Source organism: Anabaena sp. FACHB-595 (genome assembly GCF_048568275.1).
Lineage (GTDB): Bacteria > Cyanobacteriota > Cyanobacteriia > Cyanobacteriales > Nostocaceae > Trichormus.
Genome location: NZ_CP183473.1, coordinates 3,762,115 through 3,779,241 on the forward strand (window position 1 = coordinate 3,762,115; position 17,127 = coordinate 3,779,241).

A 17,127-nucleotide genomic window follows, 5' to 3' on the forward strand; every position below is an offset into this window, starting at 1 on the left:
CAAGCTTTTCCTCAATTTTTTGTTCTGTACAGAGATCAAATTTACCTCTTCCCCAACTTTTCCCGCAACGCCTCCGGTAGATTCAGCGCTGTCTCCAAACCTCGCACGCCTTCCCATTGCTGAATTTCTCCCCAGGTCATCTCTTCTAGGTTGGCTTCACTTATGTCTGTATCGTCGAGAATGGCATAACTGAGGTTGGCGCTACTGAGGTCTGCACCATTCAAAATTGCGCCACTCAAGTTACTACCACTCAGGTTGGCACTGTTGAGGTTGGCAAAGCTGAAGTCAGTACCCAAGAGTATGGCATCGCTGAGGTCTGCGCCTGTGAGGTCGGCTTCGCTGAGAATCCCGCCACTCAAATCGGCATCATTGAGAACTACGCCAGTTAAATCTACGCCACTGAGGTCTGCACCTAAAAACATAGCGCCGTTGAGTCTGGCGTAGTTGAGTTTAGCACCGTTGAGTTTGGCATAACTGAGGTCAGCTGCTTCCAGAATGGCATCACTTAAGTTAGTACTAAAAAGAATGGTATCGCTGAGGTTAGTACCGTTGAGGGTGGCGTGTGTGAGGTCTGCACCACTCAAGTCTGCACGACAAAGGTCGGCGCGACTGAGGTCGGCGTGATTGAGGTTGGCATCACTGAGGTTAGCACCAAATAAGATGGCGTTGCTGAGGTTGGCGCGACGGAGTTCAGCATCTCTGAGGTTGACACCACTGAGGTTGGCGTGGCTAAATTCGCCATCGTTGAGGATGGAACTACTCAGGTCAGCACGACTGAGGTCGGCACGTTGCAAGTTAGCACCGCTTAGGTTTGCACCCGTAAGGTTGGCGCTGCTGAGGTCGGCGCTACTCAAGTTGGCACCACTGAGATTAACACTGCTGAGGTTGGCATCACCAAAGTCTGCACCTGTGAGGTTAGCGTCTTGGAAGTTTGCGCCTGTAAGGTTGGCATCACCAAGGTATGCGCCACTGAGGTTAGCACCACTAAAGTTAACTCCTGTCAAGTTGGCATTTCCCAAGTATGCACCTTGAAAGTTACCACCTCGGAGAAATTCCCCTACGATATTACTAAAGTTGCCAATTTCTATGGCATCGCTATAATTAATTACCCGCAGTAGTTGGGAGGTAAAAAAGCTGTCTGTATCTGGTGGGGAAGAAGGATAAAAGTTGATTTGTTGCCGCAGTTCTTCTTGCTGTTGGGCGTAGCGGTGTAATTCTAGAAGTAAAATTAAGACATTAAGCCCAGCGTAAATATCAATCTGCCTCAGTCCCATGGCTTGATTCTGTGCTGCCATCTCCATCAATTTTCGCTGAGGTAAGTTCTCGCTTGGTGGCGCATCAATAAATTCTCCTCGACACCAACGTTGATAAAAATCTTCTAGACGGTGAAATAGCAACCCTGGGCGAAATTGTGCTTCCAGGATAAGCAATTCTATGACTTTTTCGACTATTTCTGAGTTTAATGCACCATTACCGAGTAAATCATAAATCTCTTGTTGGAGTTGGCTATTGCTAGTGGAAAATTTCCCCTTACCATCCTCTCTTGTCCATGCCTCTAAACTGATTTGTAATCTTTCACATAAAATTTCTTTCTGTAAATTAACTTGAGAAAAGTTTACATCTTTGGCTGGTTTTTGTTGGTGTTTTCCCAGAGGTAAAAATGAGCGACTACCTACATACTTTGTTGTAGGCCTATCTGTTGACCTTGTACCCCGAACATAATTCTGTAAGAGTTTCCAAACATGAGGTAGTTCTGACATTTTTTTATCCATTAATAATAAATTGCCAAAGTAGAAATATATAGATAAATTCAATGCTTCGGTGTTGTGAAAGCATGAAAATTTAGTATAAAATAAATCCAAGTATTTAAAATTAAAATTACATCAACAACACCTGACATAAGGATTTTCTCGGTAAAAAATTTAATCTTTAAGAGGAAGATCAGGCTATAGGTTCCCAAGAATTAGCGAAATTGAGCTATTTTAAGGAAATAATCTATTTTTAGGCGCTAACTTTACTAAAACAGATGTAAAAATAATACGTACTGTTTGCTACAAAGACGATTGTTAGGAAAAATACTACAACAAAACAGCACAACAAATCTAAAAAATGCTGTTCCTCACCAAACTGAGAAGCTAGTAACTAGCCATCAGGTAATTTTGGCTCTTTTCCGGTGAACAGACAACTGACGCTCATAGCGCATGAGAAATAATTAACGATAGTTATCAGGAATAAACTAGATGAAAAAATTTACTTTTTATTTAATATTGTTCAATGGATTATTTTTAGGAATAGCAACAGCCAACGCAAAGTTATCATCTACAAACATAGTTAATCAAAATTCTCAAATTATAGCTATAAAAACTAAGCCTGAAAAATCCATAACTAATCAATACCCCTATATCTCTACACCCCTACACCCTGCTTATACTCTTTTTCCCTCTGCTGCTATCAAACAACCACATCAGCCTCAACTACAAAAGCCAGAACAAATTTGGGTAATTAACCAAAATCAACAGGTCAAGGATCAACCCTTTATTTGGGTGGTGAACAATCATAAAAAGGCAGCAGAGCAACCATTTCTACAAGTTGGTAAATCCACAGATAAACCGGATAAGAAACCTGCTACAGAATCTAAGCCGGAAAAAAAGGATGACTGGGAATCTTTTGATGAAGTAGTGAAAGATACCGAAAAACTAGACGGTCTATTTACTTTATATCGTCATAAAGAAAAGAATAAAATATATCTAGAAATTAAGCCAGAACAAATCAATAAAAATTACTTAGCTACCGCAACCCTGGAATCTGGTATTGGCGAACAAGGGATTTACAGTGGTTTACCGTTACAAGACTTTTTATTTTATTTCCAGAGAGTAGGCAAAAAACTATCTTTTGTGGTACGCAATGTTAATTTTCGCACAAGGGAAGGTGATCCACAAATGCGATCGCTCGCCCGTTCGTTTAGCGATTCTGTTCTCTACTCGGTAGACATCAAAAGCATTCATCCCCAAAGAAAAACCTTGTTAATTGACTTGGGTGACTTGCTGTTGGCAGACTTAGCCGGATTATCTTTATTCATGGGATTGACTCCAAATGCAGACCAGTCTTCCTTTGGCAGTGCCAAAACCTTTCCCCAAAATTTAGAAATCGAGTCAGTATTGAACTTCTCTAGTAGCGGTACCAACCCTAACAATGAAACGTTGTATCTGACGACTGTGCCAGACAGTCGTGGCTTTACCCTCAGGGTTCACTATAGTCTTTCCCAACTACCAGAAAATAATTATCGTCCGCGTATAGCTGATGAACGGGTTGGTTATTTTATCACCGCTTACCAAGATTTATCTAAAGAAGAACGTAACGATCCTTTTGTCCGCTACATTAATCGCTGGCATTTAGAAAAGAAAGACCCCGATTCACCCCTATCTCGCCCTAAAAAACCCATTGTCTTCTGGATTGATAACGCCGTACCCTTACAGTACCGCCAAGCTGTCAAAGAAGGGATACTCATGTGGAACAAGGCTTTTCTCAAAGCTGGATTTCAAGATGCGGTGGAAGCTAGACAAATGCCAGACAATGCCACATGGGACCCAGCCGATATTCGTTACAACACAATTCGCTGGATTAACACTGTTGATGGTTATTTTGCTATGGGGCCATCTCGCGTTAATCCTTTAACTGGGGAAATTTTGGATGCAGACATATTAGTTGATGCTAGTCTTGTCCGCTTACTCAAGAGTCGATACAGCACACTTGTAGAACCTAGTCAACTAAGTACCCGTACTTCCTTGTCGGCATTAATGCGGAATCGGGGACTTTGTCGCAACGGTTTAGCCACAACAGGAAACAACAATACTCAAGAAAAATCCCCAAGACCAAATGGTTTTTTGCAGCGCTTATCTAAGCTAGCCGGTGATTATGACTTATGCTACGGCATAGAAGCCGCCAACCAATTTGCTTTTGGGGCTTTGTCCATGTCACTGCTACAAAACAACGCACCGAATCAAGAACAGCTACAACAATATATCAATCAATATTTACGTTTAATTATTGCCCATGAAGTAGGGCATACCCTGGGTTTGCGGCATAACTTCCGTGGTAGTAATCTGCTATCACCAGAAGAGATGAACAATCCGGAAATCAGTCGTACCAAAGGTTTGACAAGTTCTGTGATGGACTATATTCCACCGAATATTGCCCCCCAAGGAACACAGCAGGGAGACTATTTTCCTAGTATGGTGGGGTCTTATGATGAGTGGGCAATTCAGTACGGTTATACCCAAACCAACGCGACAACTCCCATAGCGGAAAGGCCAATTTTACAAGAAATTGCCAGCCAATCTTATAAACCGGAATTGAGTTATTCTCCCGATGAGGATATGTATGACCTCGACCCTACCGCCGATGCTTGGGATCATAGTAGTAACGTGCTGGTTTATTCTCAATGGCAGTTAGATAATTCTCGATTAATGTGGGAAAGTCTCAATAAACGTTTCCCCATGCCTGGAGAAAGTTATAGTGATTTAAGCGATCGCTTTGGCTCAGTTCTCAGTAACTATTTTCAGAATATCTTCTACACAACAAAATATATCGGTGGGCAGTCCTTCTACCGCCTAAAAGCTGGGGAAATCTCAGCTAATAAGCTAGCTAGTCGCCCAAATCGCTTACCCTTTGAACCTGTACCCGTTGAACAACAACGGCAAGCACTCAAAACACTACAAAAGTATATTTTTGCTGAAGATGCTCTGAATTTCCCCCCAGACCTACTGAATAAATTAGCACCTTCTCGCTGGTATCACTGGGGAAGTTTTCCCCAAATTGGACGGTTAGATTATCCCGTGCATGACTTGATATTATTCCTGCAAGCTGCTGTATTACGGGAATTACTAGCAGGCGATCGCCTCACTCGTCTCAAGGATATTGAACTCAAAAGCTTACCCGAAAAATCACTACCATTACCTGAACTTTTTGATACCTTGCAAACGGGAGTTTGGACAGAAGTCCTCAAACCAAAAGCCGGGGCGCTGAAAATTACCAGCCTCCGGCGCGGCTTGCAGCGAGAATATCTTGATATCTTGATTGGCATGGTGTTGCGGCGAGAATACGTCCCTGAAGATGCTCGTTCCCTAGCTTGGTATAAGCTTAAACAATTGAACGAAAAACTCAAGTCAGTCAATACCAACGATGAATATACCAAAGCCCACTTACTAGAAACTAGCGATCGCATCGAGAAAGCTTTGAATGCTCCATTGCAGGCGAATTAGGTTTGGGGAACGGGTAATGGGTAATGAAAGAGAATTTGATTTGTCCCCAATCCCCAATCCCCTAACTCAACTATTCAACGCTTTAATAAAACGTTGTAAACTTTTGAAAACACTGGGCTTTCTGGCAGGTACAGCATCTGCTCCTGCTGTTTGTGGTTGCCCTTTCATGAGAATTAAATCTATTTCATCACCTGAAGGTTTTTTGGGTAAATTGGCGATTTTCGCCCAGTTACCATCATTTTCTACCCAAATTTCCCAGTCTCCAGGGTAAGAACGGAATAAAGCCGTTTCATCATCAATAGGACGTAGGTAGTAACAGGATTGAATGATATTGAGGAAACGCTCGCGGGTTTGTCTGGCGGTATAACCAATGCCTACAGTACCTGCATCTTCTAAACGAGGGTTGAGGAAAATAGCCGGGCGATCGCCTATTATTTCACAAATTTTCTCTAGTTGGGGTACTTCTACGGAAGTGGGGGAAATAAAGAGGAAAATTTCATCTTCTGGTTGAATTTTTGATTGAATAGAAGCAATCCTTCCCGTACCAATATCCAAAATTTGAAAGGCTGCATCTTTCCAATCACGACGAGCTAAAGCAGCAGCACCAGCATCAGCAAAGAAGACTTTCAAGCGAGATTCGTATTCTACCAAACAGGGTAGAAACTGTTCTGCTACAGGCATAAACTTGAGTTCGGGAAACAGCAACTCAACTTGGATGCGGTTACAACCGTCTGCTAAAGCGGATTTGGTGGCTTCACGGGATTGGGCGATCGCGTCTTCTAAACTGCTGGGAAGTTCCGGCATAATATATTTATCTCTCAAGCATTGACTTCTATTGTTTCAGTTTATGAAAAATTGAGCCTGGCTAACTAGCTAAAGCTCAAGAGATTTAAATATATATTAAACCGTGTGAAGACTTGGTCAAGCGCCCTATACCCCCAGTGTCGGGAATTATTTGGTAGCTTAACCCAATTGAGCGATCGCTTTGGCTAATTTTGCCGTAACATCCCCTACAAGTAAAAACCCTTGTCTTCAAGGTGTCATTGGTGGGTCATTACTAATCGAGAGCGCTTTTTTACTACGTTTCAATTGTTTCCAAAGAGACTTTATTTGCTTACAAGCTTCATCAGGAGAGAGCTTACCGGATGTTTCCAACGCTGTGACATAGCCAATTCTGTTGGCAAATTCTCGCAAATCAGCATTAAATGTAAGATTCTCTGCTTTTCCCCGACCGTAGTAGCGACTGCGAGCAGAAAAAAAGTTGTTTTTGTCGTTCCGATTAGACTCAACCATCATTTCACCTGCGTTTAAGACTGTTTTTGAATAGTTTTTTTATGCTTAGACAAATAGTATTCCCAGTTTTAAATCCTAAATTAACATCAAAATCAAATTAGGGCTTTCCCAGAAGTTGTTGATTATTTAAGCCAAGTCACTCTTCTGTATGACCGTGTATAATATTAACTCCGGCTAATCACTTACAATATGGTTGGTTTGAGCAGTAATGAGCTTCCGCTATGAGTCAGCAGTCACTTGTATGGTTTGTTGACTGCTGACGGTTAACTGTCAACCGTCAACTGTTAACAGCCAACACGAAAAGATATGCAGCGCCGCAGATATGATTAGTTTTCAGACAAACATGATATTTAGAAAAGAGTCAATCGATATGTGCCACGGTTATTGGGATTATTGGAAGTAACAACTATATAGTAGGTATCATCCTCAGGCAATCTAGCTCGGTCAATTAAAGCACTATAAAGGCCATCTTGATCATTATCCGCAGCAATAGTCTTCCCTTGGGAATTTAACAAGACTATATAAGGAGAGAATTCTTCATTGATGCTATCTGCACGAATACTTACAAGCTGATTTTTTTTGCCTTGAAACTGAGACACATTATAAGCACTACGATTTTGCTTAATGGTTGAGCTTTGAGCATTCAGTTCCGCCGATTCGTCTAGGATATAGCTGGCTCTGTCATTCCTGAGAGCTAGACTATAGCGTCCTGTATCACTAGGGTTGCGACTAGTCACTGCAATTGTGTAAGTCCCTTTGACGGGTAATCTTACAAAGACAAACGCATCCTTAATATTACTATTCGTCCCAACACTACCTCTTTTTAAGATCACCTTATTATCAGGATCGAGGAGGAACATAAACGGACTTAGACTCAAATTGCTGGAGCGACGTGAATCAGTGCTACCACCCAACCTGATTTGGAGTAGTTGGTTTTCTCTTCCCTCGAATTTATAGAAATGAAAATACCTTCCTTGAGACTGAAAATCACCTTTAGAAAGTACACCAAAAGCGATATCTACAAAGTTAATCTCCCTAAAAGGAAGGTTAGACAAGGAAACAGGAGAAATTTTGGCAGTTGAATTGCGACCTCTACCTGGATTTGTAATTGATTGACGACCTCTTTGCGGTGAAGCAGAGTTAGTTTGTCTAGAATTGGAATTTGACGACGTAGATGTTCTAGGCGCAGAGTTAATTTGTCTTGGCTGAGAAGCTGGGTTGGAATTTGACGACGTAGATATTCTAGGCGCAGAATTACTTTCTCTAGGTTGGGGAGTTGGATTAGAGTCTGTTGAGTTGGACGATTCACGAACAGGAATGGGTGACTCGATTGATTGCTTGCTTTGTTGTTGTGGAGTTGCAGGCGGTAGAGAAGTAGGGATTTGTTCGATAGCTTGTTGTACTGCTTCTGGTTGTCTCTCGTCTGGGGTTTTAGCTATTATGAGTTTTCCAGAGTTCTCCGGGATATCTAAAGCCTTTATGGGCAAAGTATAGTTTGCAACTACTAAGCTACTGCTCATGGAAACAATCAAAGCTAAGTTTAATCTGATCCAGTAATTTTTGCTCTTCTGTTCTGCCATAATTTCACTCCTCATGCTCTTAGTATTGAGTTATTTATACAACTGAAGATAGATAGCCTTATCTACTTTTAATGCTGGACAATACCCAAATATTGGCAAATTTTGCTTTCCCACGTTTATTGTTATACTATGAAAGAAACTTTATATCCAAAAGATACCAGCTATATTTTTGGAGTCACTAATTTTACTATACTTTATTAAGAACATATAGCTCAGATATAGGAATTGATATCAGGCAGATATAAGATTCACACTTGATTTCTGAAATATACGCAGAGTGGACAATGACAACCCCAAAATACGGAGATTTGTTTCGATAATCAAATCGGATTCCTAGAGAATATTAACTGTTGTTGAAAAAATATTTTCCATATTAAATCCCTGAGTTACATCTTTTTGATTGAACATCATGCACCAGATTGACAGCAAAACTATAACTATTGGATTAATATATACTCAAACTGTACACGGATTCCCAGTATGCTTTGCTGTTTGAATCCTAATTGCTCCATGCCTCAAAACCCCGATGGCCAAATGTATTGCCAACGCTGCAATACACAATTGATACCCTTATTAAGGGGGCATTATCGCATTATCAAGGTGCTATCGGATGAAGGTGGATTTGGGAGAACCTATCTATCAGAAGATATAGATAAATTGAACGAATTGTGTGTAGTTAAACAATTTGCACCTAAAGTTCAAGAACATTCAGCTATGAAAAAAGCCGTTGAGTTATTTAAACAAGAAGCTCAACGCTTGCAACATTTAGGAGAACATCACCAGATTCCTACCCTATTAGCTTACTTCGAGCAAGATAATTATCTATTTTTGGTGCAACAGTTTATTAATGGAAACAATCTATTACAAGAATTACGTCAAGGGGTAGTTTACAACGAAAGTACAATTGTCGAATTTCTCTTAGATTTACTCCCTGTATTGAAATATATTCATGAGCGTGGAGTAATTCATCGAGATATTAAGCCACAGAACATCATCCGCCGTCAGAGTGATGGGGGACTAGTACTAATTGATTTTGGTGCTGCCAAGCAGCTAAAAGCGACAATGCAGACTCAATTGGGAACCACTATTGGCTCACTTGGTTACACCCCAATTGAACAAATGCAGTATGGCAAAGCTTACCCAGCCAGTGATTTATTTAGTCTGGGTGCGACTTGCTTTCATCTGTTGACGGGGATTAACCCATCTAATTTGTTTGTCGAACAAGGCTACAGTTGGGTTGAATCCTGGCAGCAATATTGGAACACTTCAAATTCAGATAGGAACGAAGGTGAATATCTAGTTAAGGTTTTGAACAAGCTGTTAGAAACGGATATTCAAAGGCGTTATCAATCAGCTGATGAAGTGATGAATGATTTGATCAAGCAGCGATCGCTACTCTCAAGATTAAAAACTACAATACCAAAATCTGCTATCTTTTCAAGATCTTGGTCAGCATCAACCTCATTAACCGCGTCTACAACCAAAAAACAAGCTTGGAAATTGCTCAATGGTAGGCTCAAACAACAACTCCTGATAAATACCATGAGTGCGCTGTTAGGTTTAGTGGGTGTTGGGCATTTACAGTCTCTCCCCCAGCTAATTACTAAATTTTCCGAAATTTCTACTCAACCTTACACTCTCAAGGGTCATGCCAGCGATGTAAATTCCGTTGCTTTTTCTCCTAATGGAGAATTCCTAGCTAGTGGCAGTGATGACAAAACTATTAAAGTTTGGAATTTAAAAAATAAACAGAAAATCCATACTCTTCCAGGTCATTCTGGATGGGTTTGGGCTATTGCTTTCTCCCCAGATGGTAAAACTCTTGCTAGTACAGGTGCTGATAAGACCATCAAATTGTGGAATCTGGCAACTGGCAAAGAAATTCGCCATCTGAAAGGGCATTCTCAGGGAGTGGCTAGCGTTGCCTTTAGTCCAGATGGCAAGACGCTTGCTAGTGGCAGCTTAGATAAGACAATCAAACTGTGGAACCCAGCAACAGGCAAAGAAATCCGCACGTTGCAAGAACATTCCAGTGGTGTTGCTAATGTAGCCTTCAGTCCCGATGGCAAAACTCTTGCTAGTGGCAGTTGGGATAAAACAATTAAATTATGGAATCTCACAACCAGCAAGGTAATTCATACCTTGAAGGGACATTCCGATTTGGTGATGTCTGTAGCCTTCAATTCAGATAGTCAAACTCTTGCCAGTGGCAGTAAGGACAAAACGATTAAATTGTGGAACCTGTCAACAGGAAAGACCATCCGCACCCTAAGAGGGCATTCTGACAAGGTGAATTCTGTTGCCTACGTGCCAAGAGATAGCACAGTTCTTGCCAGTGGTAGCAATGACAACACAATTAAATTATGGAATTTAACGACAGGAGAGATAATTCGCACATTAAAGCGCGATTCTGGATACATTTATTCCATAGTCATTAGTCCCGATGGGCGTAATCTTGCTAGTGGCGGTAGTGCTGAGAATATTATCAAAATTTGGCCGATGAGTTGGTGAAATTGATACGTTGCTGAAGTTTAGGGTAGCGATTACCGGCTCATGATGAACTCTTGCGGCAGTCTACTAAAAAGCTTAAACGCGCTCCATGCCATCCCAAGTGTGGTTTTAGTGTGTCTCGTAATCGCTTAATCTGGTTCATAGGGGTTTCTTTGATTGTGTGGTAACTTTCCGTGAAACCCTCTCTCTGTAATCTTTGCAAGCTTTTTCTCTATTTTTGTCCTGTACAGAGAAAACAAAAATGTTAGATTGAATGTTTGCTTTGTAAGCATTCAATTATTTTGCTGCTTGATATGTAATTTTTAATATATAAATTAGTTTATTTTGTAAGCTTTCATTTTTTTTGATTGATGTATTTTCTTATCCTAAATATAGGCTGAAACCTTTACTATATAAAAATTAATAAATTGATAATTATCCTGTTGTAGTTCATGTAAATTATCTGTTATTGATGGGAATATTAAAGAATAAATCCCGTTCCTTTTCCATGTTTAATTGCACAACGTCTCTCACCCCATCAGAACTGAAATCAGCGATCATTCGTGATCCCCTGATAATCAAACCGGAGACAACGGTGATGGATGCGATCGCCCAAATGAGTGGCGTGCGGGTTATGTGTGACACAGCTAAACTGGATGAAGTCCATCTAGAGGCACGATCAAGCTGCGTGTTGATAGTGGCAGCAGGGAGGCTATTAGGTATCTTCACTGAGCGAGATGTAGTCAAACTGTGTAGCCAGAGGCGTTGTTTGGAGAATTTGGCGATTCGAGAGGTGATGATTCATCCAGTCGTCACCCTACGTGAGTCTGAGTTCACCGATTTATTTTTTGCTGTTAATTTGCTCCAACAATACCGCATTCGCCACATTCCGATTCTAGACGAGCAAGAGCGGGTGGTGGGGCTGCTAACCAATGAAAGTCTGCGGCACACTTCTCGCTCTGTGGATCTCTTGCGGTTGCGTCTGGTGTCTGAGGTGATGACCTGTGAGGTGATTTGTGCTACACCAGATAGTTCGATGTTGGCGATCGCCCAACAGATGACAGAGAATCGCGTCAGTTCTGTCATGATTGTGCAACTGGGACAGTTTCAAGACAAACCCCAGGAAATTCCGGTGGGAATTGTCACCGAGCGGGATATTGTCCAGTTTCAGGCATTAGGCTTGAATCTGGAAACCTGTCAGGTTCAGACGGTGATGAGTTCGCCGATTTTTGCCGTGAGACCAGACGATTCTCTGCGGTTCGTGCAGCAGATCATGGAGCAGCGTTTGATTCGCCGGTTGGCAGTGACAGGAGATCAGGGGGAGTTATTAGGCATCGTTACCCAAAGTAGTTTACTACAAGCCCTTAACCCCTTAGAGGTATACAAACTGGCCCAGATGTTGGAAGAAAAGGTGGTGAGGTTAGAGACAGAGAAGGTTCAACTGCTGGAAAATCGCACTGTTGAACTAGAGCAGCTAGTTGCAGACCGGACAGCTAGTCTCAAGGCTAAGGCGGGCCGGGAACAAATAGTGTCTGATATCTCCAGACAAATTCGCTCTTCTCTAAGTTTACAAACCATTCTGGACACAACTGTGGAGCAGGTGCGGCAATTGCTGGGTTGCGATCGCGTCAACATTTGGTATTTTGAAACAGAGTGGGAAAGTATCGTCATGGCAGAATCTACCACATCTTCCACATCACTGCTGGGCGAACGGATTGAGGAACTCTGCTTTCAGCAACACTCTGCGGAGATTTATCGCCAGGGGCGGATTCGTGTCGTCCCAGATATCTACACTATAGAAATGACAGACTGTCACCGGGAGTTCCTGATCCGCCTCCAGACGCGAGCCAAAATTTTGGTACCCCTGCTGTGTGGCGATGAATTATGGGGTTTGCTCAATGTCAGCGAAAGCCAACACCCCCGCGAGTGGCAAACTGAAGAAGTTGAACTGCTGCAAGGGTTATCTGTACATCTGGCCATCGCCATTCACCAAGCTACTACCCACCAAAAATTGCAGGAGCAATTAATCGCCCTTCAGCAAAGGTCAGATCAACTGCGAGGGAGTGAACAGCGTTATATTACCCTCAGTCAAAACCTAGAAGCCAAAATTGAAGAACGCACGGCTGAACTCCAAGCACGAGAAGCCCAACTCCAGAAAACATCGGATCGCTTGTCTATATCTCTCAAATCAGGGGCTATCGGCTGTTGGGACTGGGACATTGTAGAGAATAACATCTTTTGGGATGAGCGGATGTACGAACTCTATGGTGTCACCAAAACATCTGATTCCCGTTTAGTCTACGACACCTGGGCAAATAGGCTACATCCCGATGACCGTGCCAATATTGAAGTATTAGTCCAGCAAGCAATTTTAGGACAGGCAGAATACGATACTGAATTTCGTGTTATACATCCTGATGGCAGCATCCACTTCATCAAAGCCTATGGGGTGGTGGTGCGAGATGCTGAGGGTAATCCTCAGAAAATGATTGGAGTCCACTTTGATATTAGCGATCGCAAAAAATCTGAGGAAATTATTCGCCAACAGGTAGAAAGGGAGAAACTGCTACGAGAAATCACCCAGAGGATTCGTCAATCTCTAGACCTCCAGACCATTTTTGACATCGCTTGCCAAGAAATCTGCCAAGTGATTCAGGCTGATCGGGTGGGCATTTTCAAGTTCTATCCCGAATCCAACTTTAATGACGGCGAATTTGTAGCTGAATCTGTCGTCAAAGAATTTCCCTCAGTGATAGCAATTCGGGTACACGACCACTGCTTTGGAGAAAACTATTCCTCTCTCTATGCTTTGGGTAGGTCTTATGTGGTTGATGATATTTATCACAGTGACATGACAACCTGTCACACTGATATCTTGGCTCAGTTTCATGTGCGTGCCAATGTGATTATGCCGTTACTTTGCGGTGCTGAGTTGTGGGGTTTGCTGTGCATCCATCAGTGCGCGACAACTCGCCACTGGCAACAGTCAGAAATTGATTTTACACAACAACTTGCCACCCAGTTAGCGATCGCCATTCAACAAGCAAGTCTGGTTGAGCAATTACAGCAAGAACTTGCCGAAAGACATCAGGCAGAACTAAAGCTTACCCAAAGCAATCAACAACTGGCAATTTCTAACCAAGAACTCGCCCGTGCCACTCGTCTCAAAGATGAATTCTTGGCTAACATGAGCCACGAACTTCGTACACCCCTCAATGCCATTCTCGGCATGACCGAAGGGTTACAAGAAGGAGTTTTTGGCATGATCAATAATAAACAATTCAAAGCTTTAGAAACCATTGAGCGTAGCAGCTCTCATTTACTGGATTTGATCAACGATATTCTCGATGTGGCAAAAATTGAAGCCGGACAGATCAAACTGGATTGCACCACAATTTCAGTAGCTAATCTGTGTGAATCCAGTCTGGTGTTTATCAAACAGCAGGCATTGCAAAAACGGATTCAGGTGGAAATCAAAATTCCCTTCAATTTACCTGACTTGTTCGTCGATGAACGCCGGATTCGTCAGGTGTTAATTAACCTGCTCAACAATGCGGTCAAATTCACGCCTGAGGCAGGACGCATTTCCCTAGAAGTTACTCAACTTTCCCCCGATATATCCACTGTGCAGAACTTCCTGCAAATTGCCGTGATCGATACAGGCATCGGCATTATGCAAGAGAATATCAACAAGCTATTTCAGCCCTTCATCCAAATCGATAGCGCTTTAAATCGTCAATATGAGGGTACAGGGTTGGGACTGGCATTGGTGAAGAAAATTGTCGAACTCCACGGTGGTAGGGTGGGCTTAACTAGTGAACTAGGTATAGGCAGCTGCTTCACGATTGAACTACCTTGTATTCCCAGTACTCCCGCATCACCGGACTTGATTCGAGATTTATTAACTACCCCTACTCCAGAACTGGACTCCCCCACTGCTGATGAAGCCGTAAGCCTTGCCCCTGTGATATTGCTAGCAGAAGATAATAAAGCCAATATCAAAACATTTTCTAGCTACCTCAGCGCCAAAGGCTATGACATTTTGTTGGCAACAAATGGTCAACAAGCCATAGAACTGGCCACAATTCACCAGCCCGACTTGATTTTGATGGATATCCAAATGCCGGGAATCGACGGTCTAGAGGCAATCCGACAGATTCGCCTTGATCCTCAGTTAGTGAATATTCCCATTGTGGCACTCACGGCGCTGGCAATGACTGGCGATCGCGATCGCTGTTTACAAGCCGGAGCCAATGACTACCTAACTAAACCCGTGAAGCTCAAGCAACTGGCGACCACTATTCAACAGCTTTTAATTACAACAAAAAAATGAATCTGCCCTCTATTCTCGTAATTGACGATCTCCCAGATAACTTTGATGTTATTGAAACCCTCTTAAGTGAGCAAGACTATACACTACATTATGTTGCTAGTGGTCAAGAGGCGATCGCCTCCCTCAACTTATTTCAGCCAGACCTGATTTTGCTAGATGTGATGATGCCGGGAATGGATGGGATAGAAGTGTGCCAGCGAATTAAAGCCATGCCCCAATGGCAGCCAGTGCCAATCATTATGGTAACAGCCCTCACCGCCAAAGAAGACCTTGCACGCTGCTTACAATCAGGTGCCGATGACTTCATTAGTAAACCTATCAATGCTCTGGAACTGAGGGCGCGCCTGCATTCCATGCTGAGGATTAAGCAACAGTATGACAAAATCCAAACTTTATCAAATCTCCAAACCAGCACCATCAAAGTCTTGGAAAGCACACTTGATGAACTGCGCGGCAATTTAGCTGCTACTTTACCCCATGAACTCAATACACCACTAAATGGTATCGTTGGAAGCATCAGCATACTCATGGCAAATATTGAGAACATGGACACTGCTGAAATCCAGGAACTTTTAGGCTGGGTAGATTTATCTGCCCGTAACCTAGAAAGATTAATCAAACAATTGCTGACCTATTTAGAACTGGAATTATCAACAAACCAACAGCAAAACATTGCATCTGAGTCAACCCACTTTTCCATAGCAGCAATTGAAGCAATTTTGCAATCTCATGCTCCCAGTGTTAATCGCCGCGACGATCTCATGTTTGCAATTGAGGAAGCTGAGGTGTCAATCTCGGCTCGATATCTAACGATTATCATCCATGAATTAGTTGATAATGCGCTCAAATTTTCCCGGAGAGGGACAACCATTAAAATCAGTAGTCAGATAGTAGCAGGAATGTTAAATGTCTACATTCATGATTTCGGACGGGGGATGACAGCAGAACAGATATCTAAAATCGGCGCTTTTATGCAGTTTGAACGCAAAACTTATGAACAGCAAGGTATAGGCATGGGCTTAAAGCTTGCCAAACAAACCGTCGAAAGTTATGGGGGATTATTCTCAATTTCCAGTGTCTATCAACAGGAAACAACGGTACACATTGCCTTACCCATTGCCTATTCTAGACACTCAAGTTGGTGATCAACTAATGCGATTCCATAGGGCTTGTAGGTTCTCGACGTTAACGGTGAACCAGTTGGCTGAATACCAAGTTTTCTCACTATGAAGACAAACATCAATCAACTTGAAATTATCCCTCAAGTTGATTGATGTTTGTCTGATTGCTCACGATAAGAAAAGAGTGACATCACTCCGACCTAAAGGTACGGAGCTTCTAAGAATTCTTCTGAATTCACCCCAACGCCGCAGTCCAAAATAAGCTAAAATGCAAGCAGATTAAGCATTTCGCCCTCATTAATCCCCCATGTTAGAGACTCTGCAAACCCAAATTTACCAGCTAGAAAAATTTGCTAACACCCTTGTCTCTTACCAACTGACACACCTGAGTTTGCTGAGTATTGGGATCATTTTTGCCGCAGGGTTACTCACTAGCCTCACACCCTGTATGCTTTCCATGCTGCCAATTACTATTGGCTACATCGGTGGTTACGAAGCCAAAAGTCGTTGGCAAGCAGCAGCCCAATCAACTTGGTTTGCCTTGGGATTGGCGACTACCCTAGCAGGACTAGGCGTGGCGGCTGCAATGGTTGGCAAAGTCTACGGTCAGATAGGTATTGGTTTACCGATTATTGTCAGTATCATTGCTATCTTAATGGGGCTAAACTTACTAGAAGCCTTACCTCTGCAACTGCCATCTTTTGGCGATACTAATTGGATTTCCCAAGACTTGCCTCCAGGGGTGCGTTCCTACGGTATTGGGTTAACTTTCGGCTTGGTCGCCTCCCCCTGTAGTACTCCTGTGTTAGCCAGTCTACTGGGTTGGGTAGCCAACACGCAAGATTTAATTTTAGGCGCCGTTTTGTTGATTTCCTATACAGCAGGCTATGTAACCCCCTTGATTTTGGCGGGTACTTTCACAGCATCAATTAAAAAGTTGCTGGAATTGCGGCGTTGGTCTGGTTGGATAAATCCAGTTAGCGGTGCATTATTGGTAGGATTTGGCGTATTTTCTCTAATTTCTCGGATTCCTCTAGGCAGTTTTTAAG

General features: G+C 42.5%; 9 protein-coding genes. 5 read left to right on the forward strand and 4 right to left on the reverse strand.

All coding sequences use genetic code 11. The annotated features are described in order from the left end of the window. Window positions 1-41: 41 nt before the first annotated feature. On the reverse strand, window positions 42-1,760 hold the full coding sequence (locus ACN222_RS15570; RefSeq protein WP_044523105.1) for a pentapeptide repeat-containing protein: 1,719 nt from the start codon (window positions 1,758-1,760) through the stop codon (window positions 42-44). 480 nt (window positions 1,761-2,240) lie between these two features. Between ACN222_RS15570 and ACN222_RS15575 the strand changes: the two genes are divergently transcribed. Next, a complete protein-coding gene (locus ACN222_RS15575) occupies window positions 2,241-5,261 on the forward strand; it encodes a zinc-dependent metalloprotease (RefSeq protein WP_010997266.1) in 3,021 nt (1,006 codons plus the stop codon). Between the two features lie 66 nt (window positions 5,262-5,327). On the opposite strand, the gene ACN222_RS15580 is transcribed toward ACN222_RS15575, so the two are convergent. From ACN222_RS15580 to ACN222_RS15590, 3 genes are all read right to left on the reverse strand, one after another. Further along, complete coding sequence (locus ACN222_RS15580; protein WP_010997267.1) at window positions 5,328-6,065, reverse strand: DUF1995 family protein; 738 nt, start codon at window positions 6,063-6,065, stop codon at window positions 5,328-5,330. A gap of 228 nt (window positions 6,066-6,293) precedes the next feature. Next, the gene (locus ACN222_RS15585; protein ID WP_044521629.1) at window positions 6,294-6,554 is read right to left on the reverse strand and encodes a DUF7219 family protein; all 261 of its coding nucleotides are present in this window, start codon (window positions 6,552-6,554) and stop codon (window positions 6,294-6,296) included. A 350-nt stretch (window positions 6,555-6,904) separates the two neighbouring features. Then, complete coding sequence (locus tag ACN222_RS15590) at window positions 6,905-8,134, reverse strand: PPC domain-containing protein (protein WP_044521631.1); 1,230 nt, start codon at window positions 8,132-8,134, stop codon at window positions 6,905-6,907. 480 nt (window positions 8,135-8,614) lie between these two features. On the opposite strand from ACN222_RS15590, the gene ACN222_RS15595 reads away from it, so the two are divergent. The 4 genes from ACN222_RS15595 (at window position 8,615) to ACN222_RS15610 (ending at window position 17,126) form a co-directional block, all read left to right on the forward strand. Continuing rightward, entirely contained in the window at window positions 8,615-10,645 is a 2,031-nt protein-coding gene (locus ACN222_RS15595; protein WP_010997270.1) for a serine/threonine-protein kinase, read from the forward strand. A gap of 487 nt (window positions 10,646-11,132) precedes the next feature. Further along, on the forward strand, window positions 11,133-14,957 hold the full coding sequence (locus ACN222_RS15600; RefSeq protein ID WP_044521632.1) for a GAF domain-containing protein: 3,825 nt from the start codon (window positions 11,133-11,135) through the stop codon (window positions 14,955-14,957). Beyond that, window positions 14,954-16,102 carry a hybrid sensor histidine kinase/response regulator gene (locus tag ACN222_RS15605; protein WP_010997272.1) on the forward strand — a complete coding sequence of 383 codons (1,149 nt, stop codon included), beginning with the start codon at window positions 14,954-14,956 and terminating at the stop codon, window positions 16,100-16,102. Before ACN222_RS15600 ends, ACN222_RS15605 begins: the two co-directional genes overlap by 4 nt. 283 nt (window positions 16,103-16,385) lie before the next feature. Beyond that, entirely contained in the window at window positions 16,386-17,126 is a 741-nt protein-coding gene (locus ACN222_RS15610; RefSeq protein WP_010997273.1) for a cytochrome c biogenesis protein CcdA, read from the forward strand. Window position 17,127 lies beyond the last annotated feature (1 nt).